This window comes from Kibdelosporangium aridum, assembly GCF_900176515.1.
In the GTDB taxonomy this organism is placed as follows: domain Bacteria; phylum Actinomycetota; class Actinomycetes; order Mycobacteriales; family Pseudonocardiaceae; genus Kibdelosporangium; species Kibdelosporangium aridum.
In genome coordinates this window covers 88,734-103,754 of record NZ_FWXV01000014.1, presented here as the reverse complement: position 1 = coordinate 103,754, position 15,021 = coordinate 88,734, and the positions used below count along the sequence as shown (strand labels likewise).

The following is a 15,021-nucleotide window of genomic DNA, read 5'->3' as shown; positions in this document are numbered from 1 at the left end:
GGGCGCACGAAGGTGTGACTAGATTCCGCCATCCGACGTGACCGTGTACAGCGCGACTCGACATACTCGCGGCGTGACTCGTACAAGCAAGGTCCGGGGCACGCTGCGGGGACGGGACAGGGAGTGCCAGACACTCGACGAACTTGTCGAGGCGGTCCGTGCCGGTCAGAGCCGGGCCCTGGTGATGCGTGGCGAGGCAGGTATAGGCAAGACCGCCCTGCTGGAATACGTGGCTGGTCGTGCCGGCGGGTTCCGAGTGGCACATGCGACCGGCGTGCCGTCGGAGGCCGAGTTCGCGTTCGCTGGCCTGCACCAGCTGTGCGGGCCGATACTCGAGTTGCGTGACCGTTTGCCTGCGCCCCAACGGGACGCACTTGCGACGATCTTCGCGTTGCGGAGCGGAGTCGTGCCGGACCGCTTCATGGTCGGCCTTGCGGTGCTCGGCCTCGTCGCCGAGGAGGCCAGGCAACGGCCACTGATGTGGATAGTCGACGACGCGCAGTGGTTGGACAGCGCGTCCGCGCACACGTTGGCCTTTGTCGCGCGGCGCCTGGGAGCCGAGTCGGTGGGGTTGGTCTTCGCGGCACGCTCTGAGGACGAAGTGCCGGCTCTGGCGGGGTTGCCGCAGCTCGAAATTGGCGGGTTGGCCGACGACGACGCCCGTGCGCTGCTCGACGCGACCGTGCGCCGACCCGTGGACGAGCGGATACGACTTCGAATCCTCGCGGAAGCACAAGGCAATCCGCTGGCGCTGCTGGAGTTGCCAAAAGGACTGGGTCCTACGGACCTTGCGGGCGGGTTCGATTCGGCAGCGGGTTCGGTGTCGGGGCACATCGAGGCGAGCTTTGTGCGGCAGCTCGCGCCGTTGGGGCTGCGCACGAGGCAGCTGCTGCTGATCGCCGCGGCCGAACCGCTGGGCGACCCTGTGCTGCTGTGGCGGGCAGCCGGAATGCTGGGTATCGGCCCGGCGGATGCCAGTGCGGCCGCGGACGCGGGGCTGCTGGAGATCGGGCCGCACGTGCGATTCCGGCACCCGCTGGTCAGATCAGTGGTCTACCGGGCTGCTTCCGCGCAGGAACGGCGCGATGTGCATCGGGCGTTGGCGGCGGCGACCGATGCAGAGGTGGATCCGGAACGACGTGTTTGGCATCGGGCCCATGCGGTCTCGGGGCCCGATGAGGATGTCGCGGACGAGCTGGTGCGACAGGCGGCGCGTGCGCAGGCCCGTGGTGGTTTGGCTGCCGCAGCGATGTTTTGGCAGCGGGCCGCTGAGTTGACACCGGACATCGAGCGACGGGCGGAGCGAGCGCTGTCAGCGGCGCAGGTGATGCACGCCGCCGGTGCCGGCGATGCTGCCTTGCGCCTGGTGGCTTTGGCCGAGTCGGGGCCGTTGAACGATGCGCGGCGCGCACGACTGGATTTGCTGCGGGCAGAAGTGATGTTCACGGCCAGGCATGAGCGTGGGGCTGCCGCGTTGTTGCTCGACGCCGGCAGGAAGCTCGAACAAGTGGATGTGAGTCTCGCTCGAGAAACCTACCTGCAGGCGCTCGGTGCGGCCATCATGGACGGTCCACTCGCAGCTGACGGTGGCGGAGTGCACGAAGTAGCCGAGGCGGCCCGGAAAGTCGCGTCGACAGCAGGCCAGCCGCGCGCGATTGACCTGCTTCTGGATGGGCTCGCACGGTGGTACACGGACGGATACACCTACGGCGTGCCAATCGTGCATGACGCCTTGAAGGCTTTCTGCGACCCGAAAGCCAGCAGCGAGGAGACGTTGCGCTGGCTCTGGTTCGCTTGTCGCGCCGCACTTGACCTCTGGGATATGGACAGCTTGCTGGTGCTTTCCGCTCGCCAGGTCCAGCTCGCCCGCAAGGTGGGCGCGCTGACCATGCTCCCGTTCGCCCTGTCGATCCGGGCAGCAGCGCTTGTGTTCGCCGGCGAGCTGGATGAGGCCATGGCAGTGGAGGACGAACTGCACGAGGCCATCGCGGCGACGGGAAGTGCCTCCGTGCCATACAGCGCTATGTGGCTCGCTGCATGGCAGGGCCACGAAGCCGAAACGAGCGAAGGCAGCGTCCAGAAGGCGGTTCAGCGGGGCGAGGGAATCGCTTTGGCCACCGCCAGGTCGGTGAAGGCGTTCCTGCTCAACAGCCTCGGCCGCTATGAGGAGGCTTTCGCCGCCGCAGAGCAAGCCAGCTGCTATCCACCCGCTGAAGGTTTCCTCACGTGGACAGCGCTGGTCGAACTTGTCGAGGCGGCCAGCCACCTCGGTCGGCACGCGAAGGTGTACGAGGCCTTCGATCGGATCCAGGAGGTCAGCCAGGGCAGCGGGACGGACTGGGCGCTCGGCCTGGAAGCACGTTGCCGGGCGCTGCTGGCCGAAGGTGCCGCCGTGGAGCCTGCCTACCAGGAAGCGATCGTCCGGCTTGCCCGTACCTCTGCTCGGGGAGAATTGGCGCGGACTCGTCTCATGTACGGCGAGTGGCTGCGCCGCGAGCGGCGGCGCAGCGAAGCCCGCGAACAGTTGCGCGTCGCACATGAGACCTTCATCGCGATGGGCGCGAAGGCGTTCGCCGAGCGTGCGGGGAGAGAGCTCAAGGCCACCGGAGCGAAGGCCCGCAACCGCACCGCGGTCGCCACCACCGAGTTCACCGCTCAGGAAACCCAGGTGGTCCGGCTCGTTCGCGAGGGGCTTACGAACTCCGAGATCGCGGTCCGGCTCTTCCTCAGCCCGCGCACCGTCGAATGGCACCTCGGCAAGATCTTCACCAAGCTGGGCATCACCTCTCGGTGGCAGCTTGTCAACCGGACGGAACCGTGACCGGATCCAAGCGGATCATGGGAAAGCGGCGATCGGTTCTGGCTTCGTAGTCGCGCAGGAATGGCCAGTGTGCCACCGCTATGGCGTAGAGCCGATCCCGTTCCGGACCTTCTCGCAGCACCGTGGCTGTGACGCTCATCGTGCCCGTGCCGAACTCGACGGTCAGCGCGGACATCGCTGCCACATTGGCGACCCACTGAGGTTCTGTCGGTGCTCCGGCGTATGAGGCGACGAGGAGATAGCTTCCCTCATGATCCATGTAGGACACCGGTGTCTGGTAGGTCTTGCCGCTCTTCCTGCCGACGTGGTGAAGAATCACCAGATCGAGGTCCTTGACCGCGCCTCCGGCCGCTTCGACCACTACACCGCTGTTCGCGCGGAATTCGGCGATGACGGCTTCGTTCGGGTTGTCCACTGATCGCACCCTTACGACACGCGGGCAGGAGTAGCGGTTCCGTGCACCCGCTTGGCGTGTGCGGCGAACTTCCGCGGCGCGATGCGAGGAACGAGCAGGCGCACGAGAAGCGGTTTGTCTTCCAGGACATGCTTGATGACGGCCGGGTCCGTCTCGTACATCACCAGTCCGAAGCACAGCGGTAGCTCACTTTTCGAGAAAGCGCCCATCCCGTGCTCGCCGAGCCCTCTCCACTCGATGTCAGTGATGTATTTCTCTGCCAGGGGAAGGATGTGGTTCTCCTCCATCGTCATGTGCTCGTTGAGAGCGATGTGGAGCTCGTCGAAGACGTCGGCGAGCTCGCTGTGGCCACGCGCGGTGGCCCGCCAGGCGGGGAGCAGGTCGTCCACCTGGGTGAGAACCTTCTCGATGGCCGCGTGCTGTTGCTCCATCGTGGACACGATCTCGGTTGTTTCCGCTCCTGCCCGCTCGTGCAACTTGGGCCATACCAGCATGTCCTCGCCCTCGTGGTGGGCATGCAGGATCCGGCACAGCAGGTCGATGTGGCCGCCGACGACTTCGGAACGCCTGGTGTCACCTTCCGGTACTCCACGCAGTAGACCGGGAACCAGGCTGAACTCGCGCCGGAACATGTTGTGTGCCATGTACATGTCCCTGACGTCGGCCATGCCTTGAACCTGCTTGCTCATTTCGCCCTTCCTGCTTGCATCGAGCCGGGTCGTACCGGCACACGCATGATGGTGTGACACCGGTGTGGTTCGAACCCGGGAATTCCCGGGACCTGCTGGCGGCCGGACCCGGGCCATCGGGCAATGGCTAAGTCAGTGCGACGCCTGTGATGTTCGCGCAGATCGCGAGCAGACCGTCCTGTATAGCGGGGTCCGTAACGGCTGGATGGGTCTGCCTTGGCTTGCGGTGGTAGTAGTAACCACCGGTCCCTGGGTTGTCCGTGGTCGCAAGCCAGACTTGCGTGTCTGGCGCCAATGACATGTCGTCCGGCGCTCCCGGGCCACCCATTTTCGTGGGTACCCATCCCGGTTCCAGAGCGTTCGACAGCACGTCAGGCCACAGTCGCGCGACGGCGAACGCGAGCACGACGTCCCACAGTTTCGAGTCGGAATACGCCTGCATGCCATCCCATCGCCGGTGCTTCCACTGCAGGTCGCTCAGGTCCGCGTCGCCGCCCCGGTGCATGCCGGAACTGAGGTAGATCAACCGGTCCGGGCGATCCACCAAAGCGGTGAGCAGATACGGCGCCAGGACATTGATCGCGAAGACGTGGGCAAGGCCGTCGACAGTCTCGATCCGGCGCGGCTCCCGGTATCCGACGCCGGCGTTGTGGACGACGACGTCGAAACGACCGGTTGCGTTGGCCTGATCAGCCACCGCCTTGGTTTCCGCGATGCTGGACAGGTCGCCCACGACCGCATCTGCGGCACCCGGCGCCGCGCGCAACGCATCCTGGGCGCGGGCGCCATCGCGGGCGTGGAGGACGACTTCATGGCCGAGGCCGATCAGCCGGTGGGCGACCATCTGACCGAGCCCGTCGGCGGATCCTGTGATCAAAACACGTTTCATGACACCACAGTGCGCTCGCCCGCCCAGCTCCGTCCAAGACCTTTTCGTGTGCCTCTGATACCTCGGCGGTATTGGGACAGTGTCACGTTCTGTTGATCGTTTGAGAAGTGAAGATGTCTGGCATTCGCTTCCGAGAGGCCACTGTTGCCACCCATGGAGCGTCCGACACCGGTTACCGTTCTCGCCGGACGAGGCCATCGAGGTCCTGCCAGAGCGTTGTGCAGTCGGAACGCACGCACGAAATTTATGAATTGTCTTCCGCTGAGCCGGTGGTTGCCACGGTGAGCCCACGGACAGGCTGGCCTTCCCAGAGAGGGAGCTTGGCGTGCACACGTCGGCGATCTGTGACTCGTTGAGATCAACCTTCCTTCTTCGCCTGCGGCGGCAACAGTGTTACCAACGGTCATCGGGACCAATCAGTTCGTTACGGTACCGTCGCCATATAGCTACCCTGGGCGTTTTGCGGCGCTATTCCTGAACAATCAGCGGGCTCAACCGTAACACCGTCAGGTCTTCGCCCGATTTCAACGCCAAGGTCGATCGGGATAGAAGGTGATCACGCCATGAAGACGGGTGTGTGGATTAATGACCTGAAGACATCGCCTGGTGACGACCCTCTTCCGCCGCAAGCGGGACAGCTGCTGGAACCGGCAGTAGGAGCGCCAACCGAATGGTGGGCGAGGCGCGGCATCGTCACTCTGATTGGCCTGGGCGTAGCAGTGGTCGTCGCCCTACTCACCTGGCCGATCTCTGATGCCCTCGGCCGGAAGGCTGACGGCCCTGTTGTAGTAGACGGACTCACCATTTTCGCTGTTTTCTTTGTGGCCGCGCTGGCGATCGAGCGGCTGTTGGAGCCACTTTCCCTGTTCGACATCAAAAAGGAAACTCTTCAACAAGAGCAGGTCGCGAAGGACAGCGAGGCGGTTACCAGCGCGCGGCAGCTTAGCGGACCGGTTATTCCGCCAGCGGCGGTCACCGCCGCTCAAACAAAACTTGAAGCCTTCGCCGCCGCCAAAGTTAAGGTCGACATATGGTCTACCTACCGCTCACTCGTGCTGTGGGGCGTCGCGAGCATCGTTGGAGCAGTCGCCTCGGCACTGTTGAATCTCCATCTGCTTAGGACGGCAGGGATCAACCCGCCGACGGTGTACCTCGACGTGCTGGCGACTGGATTGATCATCGGCGCCGGTACCAAACCGCTCCACGACCTCACGAAGCTCCTGACAGCTGCGAAGACCTCTACGACTGGTAGCTGAGGCAACGGTGGCACTTACTTCTACTGCTTCTGCCGCGCCCTGCAGAAGCACACCTTGCCACCGAGCACGTGGTCGACCGCACTGTTCAGATTGGATCTCTCCGCTTGACGGCCAGAACGTCGCCAGGTGGGGCGTCGTGAGGTTGGCCCGCCTACCTTGACTCAAGGAGCCGTGTCAGCTCGTTGATGTCCGCCATGGTGTCGAGTTGCTGGACAGCCTGCTTGATCCGGTGGGCCTGGTCGGACTCGATGATGTTCGCGGTGAGGTTGGTGAACTTCTGCTCGAGGTCCTTGTCCGACAAGGGGTTCTCGGCCGCGCCCAGTGGGAACTCGACGTCTCGTACGAATGTCACGCCGGTCTTGGTGGTGACTGCCGTGATGGAGCCGACCGATTGGCGAAGTCCTCCCCAACGTTCATCGAAGGAGTCGTCACCCTCGATGGTGATTTTCTCGGCGAGCGAGGCGATGGCCGGATCGGTGCGGCGGTCGTCCATGATGTCGGCGAAGTCGACGTGTCCTCTGTGAGCTGCGACGGCGAGAACGTATTGGACACAGTGGGATCGCAAGGGATTGCCGTCGATGACGTGATAGGACGATCGCGGCGCGCAGATGTACACGGATGCGATGTCGTCGGCGACGAGGCCCTCGGAATCGAGGATGTCCAGCAGTCCGTCGAGGCTGGCTGGAATGAACACGCAGCAGGAGTTGCGTTTGAAGAACAGTTCGCCCACCGCGTAGCGTTCGCCGAGTTGGGCCAGGAGGGCGTCCTGATCCCACTGGCCGGTGAATGCCTTGCCGAAGGGGTATTTGCCGCCGAAGATGTCGGCTGGGCCGCGGAATCCAGTTGCCGCCAGCATGGCCGCCTGGACCCCGGCCTGAGCGGCCAGTCCGATGTTCAACGGCCGCGACTGTTCAGTCGGATCATCGACCCATGACAGCAGGCCCGACGCGCTCGTACCCGCCAGGCCGAAGGCATTCCGGAATTGTTCGTCGTCGAGGCCGAGCAGGAGACCGGCGGCCACCGCACTGCCGAATGTGCCTGCCACGGTCGTGGGGTGAAACCCTCGCGCGTATTGAACGGCGGGGCCCAAGGCGTAGCTCACGCGAGCGGCCACATCGATGCCGGCGACGATGGCGGAGAGGACGTCGGCACCAGTTGATCGCTGGCTTTCGCCGACAGCGAGCGCCGCCGGGCCGACCACGGCGATGGCGTGCACATTCGCGGACGGGTGATGGCTTTCGATGTCGCAGTAGTAAGCCAGTGTTCCGTTGGCCAGCGCCGCGGTAACGGCGTTGGTGCGCAGCGATGAGCCGGCAAGTCGCGATTCCGGCGTCCCTCCGGCGTTGCGGACCATGTTTTCCAGCAAGGACATGATGGGGTATCGGCGCGAGGTCGCGGCGAGCAACGCACCGAGGCTGTCGTAAAGCGCGTTCTTCGCCTGCCGGATCACCGGGGCAGGCAGGTTGTCGTAGGCGAAGACACCGAGACGGTCGATGAGTTGCTGGGTCGGTGTGATGGTCACAGCTGGCTTCCGTTCCCATGCGGATAGTTGAGTAGGGACGGCAAACCGTGCAGGTCTGGCAGTTCGGCGGTGGGCACTGGGGTATGCGGATCGAGTTGTTGCTGCTGCCGGTTGATCCACACCGTCGGAATGCCCATTGATACCGAGCGTGGCAGATCCACGTACTGCGATTGGGCTACGTGCACAACCTCGTGCGGCTGAACACCGGCGCGGTCGAGGACCAATTCGAACAGCGCGGGATGCGGCTTGTACGCCTCAACGATCTCACCCGTGAAGATGAAGGTGAACGGATCACCCAGCTTTCTCGCGCTGATCTCGATGATGTCCTGCTGGCTGTTGGAGATCGTGGCCAGCGGGACATGCTGCTTGAGTACACTAAGGACAGAAACGGCGTCCGCGAACGGCGCGGCGTCGGCCATCACGTCGCCGAGCGCGGACAGTTCCTTGGGGTCCGCGGCAACGCCGACTTCCGACAGGGCCAAGGCCATCGTCTTCTCCAGCAAGGGCCGATATGGCTGGAACGGCCCCGCTACGGCGGGCAGTGCGTGCCTGTAGTACCAGTTTTCATGAAATCTGCGCACGTCCCGCTGCACTCCCTTGGCAGCGAAGAGTCTGCCAATGTACGAACGAAGTGCGGAATCCCAGTCGATGAGGGTGCCGTAGGTGTCAAAGGTGATCAGCCGCGGCGTCACCGGTAGCAGTGGGGCCATCCGTGTCTCCCCTGTGCGCAGGACGAGCTGCGTCTTCGGAGTTGTTGTCGCTCACGGTATGCAACCGGGATGTCAGTAGTCAATAGCTAATAACTCATGTCGTCGTCGCTGGCGGCGTGCTTCTTGCGCTCGCGATAGGCCGACACGTGTGCCCGGTTGCCGCAGCCCTTCGAGTCGCAGAACCGGCGCGAACCTGGCCGGGAGGCGTCGATGAAGACGTTGGCACAGTCGCTGCCTTCGCACACCTTCAGCCGGGGCGCGTCACCTTCGGCGATCACAGTCAACAATGCCATCACGCAGGTCGTGGCGACCCGCTCCGGGAGTGGCGCCTTGGGGCGTGCGTAATGCCAGTGCCACGCGCCATCATGATCGGTCAGTTGCGGCTGAGCCTGCAGTTCGCGCAGCAGTCTGTTGAGGTCCTCGACGGACTTGGCCACGTCCGCGTTGCCGAAGACGAACCGCAACCGCGGTCGGAGGTCTCGCAGGCGGCCCAGATTCGCGGCCGACACTGGACGGTCCACCACCCAGCCGCGCCGCCGAAGCAGTGCGGCGGCCTCGTTACCAGACGTCAGGGTGTCTGTTCCGGTCATCACGTCATAGCTGTTGATCAGGTCGACCGCCGTCAACGCGGCTCGGCCCGTGTAGTCATTCAACGCCACGACGAACTCCTGACGCACCGTGTTGCGGTCCAGTAGTTAAGCTCATGATAGCAATGACATACGTCACACGTCGGAGCGCTTCGGTATCGACGTCATCAGTCTTGCGGCCGTCCTTAGTGGACTTGATCTGGTGACGTGGGTGGCACGTTCTCGCCGTGTGCGGTGGCGGCGGCGGTGGCGGCGGATTCGGACGCTGATGATGGGGTTCTTACAGACCACGTTCGGTCAGTTGGCCCAAGGACGGGAGGCGTCCGTGGATCTGCACCCGGAGTCACTCGGCAGCGAGTTCGTCGAGGACCTGCAAGCCTTCTACCGGCGGCTGCGCCCATTGGGCCCGGTTCATCAAGTCATCGTGTGGGGAGGTGTCCGAGCCTGGCTGATCACCGGCTACGAGGAGGCCAAAGCGCTGCTCGCGGACCACAGGCTGGCCAAGGACCACTTCAAGGCGCTTAAGCTGTTCCCGCCGGGGCTGGGCGGTCCACACCGATCGCCGTTGAGTGCGAACATGCTGCATGCCGACCCGCCCGATCACACGAGGTTGCGTAAGCTGGTCAACAAGGCCTTCGCTGCTCGTGCGGTCCAGCATTTGCGTCCGCGTGTCGAACAGATCACCGAGGAGCTGATCGACGATTTGGACACCCGAGTCGGGGTGGATCTCATCCGGTCGTTCGCGTTGCCGCTGCCGATCAGGGTCATCAGCGCCCTGCTTGGCATCCCAGAGGCGGACCGTGCCGCTTTTGTGAGCTGGATCGAACCCTTCATCGGATCGACGTCCGCTGCCAGGCAGCGATCAGCGGAGGAGGCGTTAGGCGGCTATCTGCCACGGCTCTTGGCTGACAAACGTGTCCAACCGGATGACGATCTGCTGTCCGAACTGGTCGCGGTGTCCGAGGACGACGACAGGCTCAGCGAGGCGGAACTGCTTTCCATGACGTTTCTGTTGATCATGGCCGGCTATGAGACCACGGTGAACCTGATCGGCAACAGTGTGTTCGCGCTGCTGCGCGATCGCGACAAGCTTGCCCGGTTGCGGGCCGATCCGACACTGCTGCCCGCTGCGGTCGAGGAGTTCCTGCGGTTGGAAAGCCCGTTGAACACCGCCACCACCAGGTTCACCGTCGAGCCGGTCCGAGTCGGCGACGTGGAGATCCCCGCGAACGAGTTCGTCTTGGTGGCGTTGCTCGCTGCCAACCACGACGAAGCCCGGTTCGATCATCCGGCGGAACTCGACTTCACGCGCTCGGCGAATCAACACCTCGCCTTCGGTCACGGCATCCACTATTGCGTGGGCGCGCCTCTGGCCAGGCTGGAAGGCGAAGTCGCACTCGGCCGCCTAGTGGACAGCTTTCCGAACATGACCTTGGACACCACGAAACCTGCGCCTCAGTATCGGAAAAGCACCTTGATGCACGGACTGAGGTCTCTGCCCGTCATTCTCAACGGCTGACGAGGCAGCCACCCCGACTCGTCACGGCGCGATCGTCGAACTTCCGGGAGCAAGGGGCCCTCGGATCGCGGTCCGCTCGTGGAGATCTGACACGGTACTGTGTTTCGATCCATTGTGGATCCCCCGATGTCTCGGGTGGATCATGGCACGTTCCAGCCATACGCGGGGCCCGGGAGCACTGTCGTCAGTAATCTTGTCGATATAGACAGCATGACCTGATATGTCTAATCTGTCTGTCACAGCTGGCCGGCGTAGCCTCCGCGCCGTCAGTCTTCCGGTGTGGACTGTGAGCGGGAAAGAGATCCAGTGGACATCAGTCTTGAAGTCAATGGCAAAGCCGAACAGTTGAGGATGGATCCCGGTGTGACCCTGCTGGATGCGTTGCGTGAGCGCCTAGGCGTCACCGGGCCGAAGAAGGGCTGCGATCGGGGGCAGTGTGGCGCCTGCACCGTGCATGTGGGCGGCCGGCCGGTGCTGTCGTGTCTTACCCTCGCCGCGACCGTGCGCGAGCCGGTGATCACTGTGGATGGTTTGGCCGACGGGGACGAGTTGCATCCGGTCCAGCGGGCGTTCGTCGAGCAGGATGCCCTGCAGTGCGGGTTCTGCACGTCCGGTCAGATCATGTCCGCGGTCGCGGCGGTCGAGCAGGGTGTCGCGGATGTCAGGGAGTTCATGTCCGGCAACCTGTGCCGCTGCGCGGCGTACCCGAACATCGTCGCGGCGATCGAACAGGTCAGGCGGGCTGATGCGTCCCTTTGAGCTGACTGCGCCCACCACTGTCGAGGCCGCGCTGGCCCAGACCGGCATGTATGTCGCGGGCGGAACGACCCTCGTCGACCTGATGAAGTTGAATGTCTTGACACCGCACCATGTTCTGGACATCAACGCGTTACCTCTGCGCGGTATCGACACGGCGGACGGGATTCGGTTCGGGGCGCTGGAGCGGATGAGCGACATCGCCGCGCATCCTGGTGTCTACCCGATGATCTCGCGCGCCTTATCGCTGAGCGCGTCACAGCAGTTGCGCAATATGGCCAGCATCGGTGGAAACCTGCTGCAGCGCACTCGATGCGGCTATTTCCGTGATGTGGCCATGCCATGCAACAAGCGGGAACCAGGCAGCGGTTGCCCGGCTGTCACGGACGCGAACCGGATGCACGCCATCCTCGGCGCGAGCGGCTCGTGTGTCGCGACGCACGCCAGTGATGTAGCGGTTTCCCTGGTCGCACTGGACACGGAGATCCGGCTCGTCAGCGGTCAAGGGGACCGAACGGTGAAGCTGGCTGACTTCTACCGCCTGCCGGGTGACACACCCGCGGTGGAGAACGATCTACGGCCTGGCGAGCTGATCACCGAGGTCATCGTGCCGCGGCTGGACTGGGCGCAGCACTCCACCTACGTCAAAGTACGGGACCGGCAATCCTACGAATTCGCGCTGTGCTCTGCCGCCGTGGCACTCCATGTCCAGGACTCGCGAATTGTCGATGCGCGAGTGGCGGTCGGCGGCGTGGCCACTGTGCCGTGGCGACTGCACCGGGTCGAAGCGGCGCTGCGCGGGGCTCCGCCCACCGCGGCTGCCTTCGACGAAGCGGCTGGTGTCGCCGTTGAGGGAGCGAAACCGTTGTCGAATAACAGATTCAAGGTGTCATTGGTGAAGTCGACTATCTTCCGCGCATTGGTCGAACTGACGGAGGGGAGCAGCGCATGACCAGCCGGGTGGACGGTCCGTTGAAGGTCTCTGGCCGGGCCAAGTACGGGGCGGACCACGGTTTTCCTGACATGGTCCACGGATATGTCGTGGTCAGCACCGTCGGGCACGGCGAAGTCGTGGCTATGGATACCACAGTGGCCAAGAGCGCTCCCGGTGTGGTCGGCGTGTATTCGCCGTTCGACCCGCTGAAGCTGCGTACAGCGACCAGTATGCTTTTCGGCCAGACGTGGGTTCCCTTACAAGACACTGAGGTCGCGTACTACGGCCAGCCGATCGGCTTGGTAGTGGCGGAAACCTTCGAGCAGGCCCGGGATGCCGCGGCGCTCGTCAAGGTCACCTACCAGCTGCGCCCGAGTGCCACTTCGCTACGGGACAACCTTGATTTGGCCGAAGACGCACCGCCGACACGCGAAGGCACGCCGTCTGTCGTAGTCGAACTCGCGCCCGGTGTCGAGTCGATCCAGGACGCGCTGACGGCCAGCCAGGTGGTCATCGAGGGTACGTACTCGACTGCGGCGCAGAACCACGCTGCGATGGAGCCACATTCCGCGGTCGCGGTGTGGGAGTCCGGCAAGTTGACTGTCTATTGTGGAACCCAATCGGCCGGCATGCAGGCTGCGGAGTTGGCCAGTGGGCTGGACGTCGACGAGTCGTCTGTGCGCGTGCTGAGCCCGTTCGTTGGCGGTGCCTTCGGCAGCAAGACTCGGGTGTCGGTCGAGGCGTTCCTGGCCGCGGCGGCGGCCAAGGTGCTGAACCGGCCGGTGAAGATAGTGCTTACCCGGGAACAGGTGTTCACCGCGACCGCGAACCGCCCAGAGACGCTGCAGAAGATCGCCCTCGGCGCGGCCGCGGACGGTACCCTGATCGCCCTGCGGCACGACTCGTGGTCCAGTACACCGAGGGACCGGTCATACGTCGAACCGACCTCACACACGATGACCCCGAAGGCCTACGCCATCCCGAATGTGGCCATCAGCCAGAAGATGGTGCCGTTGAACATAACGCCAACGTCGATCATGCGGGCACCGGGCGAGGCGCCTGGCTCGTTCGCGTTGGAAAGCGCGATCGACGAGCTGGCTGTCGCGCTGCGCATGGATCCGATCGAGCTCCGCCTGCGCAACAACTCGACCGCTCCAGCAGGAAGCGACTTGCTGTGGTCGAGCAAGCACCTTGAGGAGTGCTACCGCATCGGTGCGAGACGCTTCGGTTGGGCGAATCGTTCACCGGAAGGACACGAGGACGGCGACTGGGTAGTGGGCATGGGCACGGCGACAGCCATGTATCCGGCGATGCGGTTCCCGGCCACTGTGCTGATCTCACTGCGAGCCGATGAGACCGCAGTGGTCTCGGTCGGCGGCGCGGACCCTGGAACCGGGCTGCGGACCGTGATGTCGTTGGTCGGCGCGGAATCGCTGAACATCCCGGCCGACCGGATCACCCCGCGGCTGGGCGACTCGGCGTTGACGCCGGGTGGCTTGTCCGGCGGTTCCACCGGCACGGCGAGCGTCGCCTCCGCCATCATGATCGCCGCGGCCCAGGTGATCGATGATCTCCTGGCGGTGGCGTCATCGCCAGGCGCACCGTTCGCCGGCAAGGAGGTCTCGTACACGGATGGCCGTGTGCACGCTGACGGACAGGTGATGAGCTTCGGTGAACTGCTGCGGCAGGTGGGCCGCGAATCGATCACCGCCACAGGCTCGTCGGCACCGGGGGAGGAGCTGACCAAGCACTCGTTCAGCTGCTTCGGTGCCCAGTTCGTCGAGGTCCGCGTGCACAAGTGGACGTGCGAGACCCGTGTGTCGCGGATGCTCGGCGTGTTCGACGCCGGCCGGATCATCAACGAGAAAACCGCCAGAAGTCAGATCATGGGCGGCATGATCTGGGGTGTTTCGGCGGCGCTGCACGAACGTCTGGACATCGAGCCGGACGGTCGTCCAGCCAACGGTGACCTGGCCGGTTATCTGGTGCCGGTGAACGCGGACATCCCGGATGTCGATGTCCACTTCGTACAGTATGCGGATACCTTGCACAATCCGAGTGGTGCCAAGGGCCTTGGCGAAATAGGCGTAGTCGGTATGGCCGCTGCGGTGGCCAACGCGGTCTACAACGCCACAGGCATCCGTGTCCGCCATATCCCGATCACCATCGAGGACCTTCTGGACTAGCGGTGTCACCCCTGGCTTCGGCAGATCAGCCGAGTGGCGCGTCTGACTTGTTCCCGGAACTCGGCCCGGGTGGCCGCGGTCGATTTCCAGGTCAGCGCGGCGGCGTAGAGCAGGTTCATTACGTCCTTCGCCGCGCCCCGCGTGGTGAGCAGACCTGGTGGAGCGTGTTTCTTGATCTGCGCGGTGATCGTCGTCTGGGCTTTGTTCTGGTAATCGCCGAACATCGAGCCGAGTTGAGGCCCGCTGTTGGCAAGGAGTGTGCCCAGGTCACGGGACACTTGAGACTCGACGTACAGCCCCATGAGAGCGTCGAACGCCTCGACGAGCTTGTCCTCGAAGCTCAGCGTGTCGTCGGCGAACCGGGCCTCCATCTCGCGCTGGGCGCGTTCCATGACGCCCTGCATGGTGGCCCGGTAGAGGGCTTCTTTGTTGGGGAACAGCAGGTAGAGCCCCGGCCGGGAGATCCCGGCCGCCTTGGCGACCGCCTCCATCGACGTCTTCTGGAACCCGAACCGCCCGAACACCACAAGGGCGGCGTCCAGTACGGCAGCCCGTTTGGGATGGTCCTCGACGGGCGCTGAACTGCTGCTCACCGGGACCACGTTAGACGAATGTGGACCGAGTGCTCCGTTGATGTCCTGGTTCCCGCCGGTCGAGCTGGCGCAGAGGCACAGACAGCACGTCAGTAAAACGACTGATGCTGGCCCCGGCTCTGGCCTGGCAGCGTAAGCCCGTGC

The 15,021-nt window shown here is 64.2% G+C and carries 13 protein-coding genes; 6 read left to right on the top strand and 7 right to left on the bottom strand.

Going from position 1 to position 15,021, the window contains the following annotated elements; genetic code table 11:
* Positions 1 to 73 precede the first annotated feature (73 nt).
* Positions 74 to 2,821, top strand: a complete 2,748-nt coding sequence (locus B9C43_RS49010; protein WP_084434164.1) for a helix-turn-helix transcriptional regulator — start codon at positions 74 to 76, stop codon at positions 2,819 to 2,821.
* Here B9C43_RS49010 and B9C43_RS49005 read toward each other — a convergent pair.
* The 3 genes from B9C43_RS49005 to B9C43_RS48995 all read right to left on the bottom strand — a co-directional run bounded on the left by B9C43_RS49005 (position 2,802) and on the right by B9C43_RS48995 (position 4,814).
* A complete protein-coding gene (locus B9C43_RS49005) occupies positions 2,802 to 3,236 on the bottom strand; it encodes a nitroreductase family deazaflavin-dependent oxidoreductase (RefSeq protein ID WP_160097285.1) in 435 nt (144 codons plus the stop codon). The genes B9C43_RS49010 and B9C43_RS49005 overlap by 20 nt on opposite strands.
* A gap of 11 nt (positions 3,237 to 3,247) precedes the next feature.
* Positions 3,248 to 3,925: a hemerythrin domain-containing protein gene (locus B9C43_RS49000; protein ID WP_084434162.1), complete on the bottom strand. Its 678-nt coding sequence runs from the start codon at positions 3,923 to 3,925 to the stop codon at positions 3,248 to 3,250.
* A 127-nt stretch (positions 3,926 to 4,052) separates the two neighbouring features.
* Complete coding sequence (locus tag B9C43_RS48995) at positions 4,053 to 4,814, bottom strand: SDR family NAD(P)-dependent oxidoreductase (RefSeq protein ID WP_084434161.1); 762 nt, start codon at positions 4,812 to 4,814, stop codon at positions 4,053 to 4,055.
* 563 nt (positions 4,815 to 5,377) lie between these two features.
* Between B9C43_RS48995 and B9C43_RS48990 the strand changes: the two genes are divergently transcribed.
* Positions 5,378 to 6,070 carry a hypothetical protein gene (locus tag B9C43_RS48990; RefSeq protein ID WP_084434160.1) on the top strand — a complete coding sequence of 231 codons (693 nt, stop codon included), beginning with the start codon at positions 5,378 to 5,380 and terminating at the stop codon, positions 6,068 to 6,070.
* A 151-nt stretch (positions 6,071 to 6,221) separates the two neighbouring features.
* Here B9C43_RS48990 and B9C43_RS48985 read toward each other — a convergent pair whose 3' ends face one another.
* The 3 genes from B9C43_RS48985 to B9C43_RS48975 all read right to left on the bottom strand — a co-directional run bounded on the left by B9C43_RS48985 (position 6,222) and on the right by B9C43_RS48975 (position 8,961).
* Positions 6,222 to 7,592 carry an MmgE/PrpD family protein gene (locus B9C43_RS48985; protein ID WP_084434159.1) on the bottom strand — a complete coding sequence of 457 codons (1,371 nt, stop codon included), beginning with the start codon at positions 7,590 to 7,592 and terminating at the stop codon, positions 6,222 to 6,224.
* Entirely contained in the window at positions 7,589 to 8,302 is a 714-nt protein-coding gene (locus tag B9C43_RS48980; protein WP_084434158.1) for a haloacid dehalogenase type II, read from the bottom strand. Before B9C43_RS48980 ends, B9C43_RS48985 begins: the two co-directional genes overlap by 4 nt.
* 86 nt (positions 8,303 to 8,388) lie before the next feature.
* On the bottom strand, positions 8,389 to 8,961 hold the full coding sequence (locus tag B9C43_RS48975; RefSeq protein ID WP_084434240.1) for a CGNR zinc finger domain-containing protein: 573 nt from the start codon (positions 8,959 to 8,961) through the stop codon (positions 8,389 to 8,391).
* Positions 8,962 to 9,160: 199 nt separating this feature from the next.
* Between B9C43_RS48975 and B9C43_RS48970 the strand changes: the two genes are divergently transcribed.
* From B9C43_RS48970 to B9C43_RS48955, 4 genes are all read left to right on the top strand, one after another.
* Positions 9,161 to 10,408, top strand: coding sequence for a cytochrome P450 family protein (locus B9C43_RS48970; protein WP_084434239.1), 1,248 nt, complete (start codon positions 9,161 to 9,163; stop codon positions 10,406 to 10,408).
* A 306-nt stretch (positions 10,409 to 10,714) separates the two neighbouring features.
* Positions 10,715 to 11,167, top strand: coding sequence for a (2Fe-2S)-binding protein (locus B9C43_RS48965; RefSeq protein ID WP_084434157.1), 453 nt, complete (start codon positions 10,715 to 10,717; stop codon positions 11,165 to 11,167).
* Positions 11,154 to 12,116 carry an FAD binding domain-containing protein gene (locus B9C43_RS48960; protein WP_084434156.1) on the top strand — a complete coding sequence of 321 codons (963 nt, stop codon included), beginning with the start codon at positions 11,154 to 11,156 and terminating at the stop codon, positions 12,114 to 12,116. The genes B9C43_RS48965 and B9C43_RS48960 overlap by 14 nt, the downstream gene beginning before the upstream one ends.
* A complete protein-coding gene (locus B9C43_RS48955) occupies positions 12,113 to 14,284 on the top strand; it encodes a xanthine dehydrogenase family protein molybdopterin-binding subunit (RefSeq protein ID WP_084434155.1) in 2,172 nt (723 codons plus the stop codon). The genes B9C43_RS48960 and B9C43_RS48955 overlap by 4 nt, the downstream gene beginning before the upstream one ends.
* 5 nt (positions 14,285 to 14,289) lie before the next feature.
* Here the strand turns inward: B9C43_RS48955 and B9C43_RS48950 are convergent, their stop codons facing one another.
* Positions 14,290 to 14,877, bottom strand: a complete 588-nt coding sequence (locus tag B9C43_RS48950; RefSeq protein WP_160097283.1) for a TetR/AcrR family transcriptional regulator — start codon at positions 14,875 to 14,877, stop codon at positions 14,290 to 14,292.
* Between the last annotated feature and the right edge of the window lie 144 nt (positions 14,878 to 15,021).